The 1,472-nt window shown below is 67.3% G+C and carries 1 protein-coding gene; it reads right to left on the bottom strand.

Annotated features, from left to right (window positions below):
* Positions 1-71: 71 nt before the first annotated feature.
* A complete protein-coding gene (locus GPK39_RS08445; RefSeq protein WP_458795922.1) occupies positions 72-1,331 on the bottom strand; it encodes an IS256 family transposase in 1,260 nt (419 codons plus the stop codon).
* Positions 1,332-1,472 lie beyond the last annotated feature (141 nt).

Genomic DNA, 1,472 nt, shown 5'->3' with positions numbered 1-1,472 from the left:
GGTAGTGTCGAGAAAGTTGGTGTAAGGGCCCTTGCGGCCCCTGTGTCCGATATCCGGAATCAGTTGATATCCTAGGCCGCCTCCACGCTGTCGGCAAGTTCCAGGCTGGATTCGAGCATCTTCCTGGCCGCCTTCTCCAGCTCCGCCCAGTTGTGCTCGCCCGCGGCACCCATTCTGAACGCGGCGTCATGCATCTCGGCCATCTTCCTCTCCGAGAAGTAGCGCGAGCCGGACCATGTCTCGGCCTGGTCGCACATGACGGCGCCCACGAGCCTGAGCAGCGAACTCTCCGACGGGAAGACCTGCACCACGCGCGAGCGGCGCTTGATTTCCCTGTTGGCGCGCTCCTGCACGTTGTTGGTGCGCAGGCGCTTCCAGTGCGACGGCGGGAAGTCCAGGTACGCGAGCGCGTCGGGCTCCGCCTCCTCGAGCACCCTCGCCGCCCTCGGGCAGCACCCCTCCAGCATCTCGCATGCCGCGTGGTACATGGCCACGGCGGTGGCGGCGTCCCCGGCGCGGAAGACCGAGGAGACGATGCGCCCCACGCGGCGCCTCAGCTGCCAGGAGCCGGCCTCGCGCATGCAGTCGCGCATCAGGTGCACGGCGCATCGCTGCCAGGCCGCCCCCTGGAAGACCTCGCCTATGGCCCTGACCAGGCCCCCGTGGGCATCGGATACGACGAGCTCGGTGCCGGTCGCGCCGCGGTCGCGCAGCTTCCGCAGGAAACCGAGCCACGATTCGTAGGACTCCGTGTCCACCACGGACACCCCCAGCACCCGCCTCCAGCCGGACTCGTCGCAGCCTATCGCCGTGACCACCGCGGTCGAAGCCACGCGGCCCCCGCGGCGGCACTTGACGTAGGTCGCGTCGAGCCAGATGTAGGGTATCGCGCGCGCATCGAGCGGCCCCTCCGCGAGGTCGGCTATCTCGGCGTCGAGGGTCGCGGCGATCGCGCTCACGCGGTCCCTGCCGAGCCTCTCGATGCCCATCTTCTCGGCTATCCTCTGCACCTTCCTGGTGCTGGTGCCGGTGGCGTACATCTCGGCCACCGCCGCGACGAGCGCGCGGTCGACGCGCTGGTAGCGCTCGAGGACGTCCTCGGGGAAGAAGCTACCCGTCCTGAGCTTGGGGATTCTCAGGTTGAGCGTGCCCACGCACGTCTCGAGCGTGCGGTTGCGGTAGCCGTTCCTGCTGTTGGCCCCATCGCCGCAGAGCTGGTCGGCCTCCTCGTCCATGATGGCGTTGACCACCTGCTCGGCGAGCAGCCTGAGCAGCGACTGGATGTCGACCATCCCGTCGGTCGACCTCGGGATGGCGGCCTTATCCGGCATCGCGTCTGCTAATATCTCCATAGCGGTCCCTGTCCTTTCCCAGAACCTGTGTTATGTAGCAATTCCAGATTCTAGGACAGGGGCCGCTTGCGTTTGGCGGTCAGCCGTCGGCGCGCTTACACCAACATTTCCGACGCGATC

The sequence above is a fragment of the Collinsella aerofaciens genome (genome assembly GCF_018785245.1).
GTDB lineage: Bacteria > Actinomycetota > Coriobacteriia > Coriobacteriales > Coriobacteriaceae > Collinsella > Collinsella aerofaciens_AD.
The sequence above is the reverse complement of the archived record's forward strand: the minus strand, read 5'-3'. Positions and strand labels throughout refer to the sequence as shown.

Excerpts from the sequence above, each read along its gene's own strand:
- GPK39_RS08445 (WP_458795922.1), bottom strand. The coding sequence starts at position 1,331 with ATGCCGGATAAGGCCGCCATCCCGAGGTCGACCGACGGGATGGTCGAC.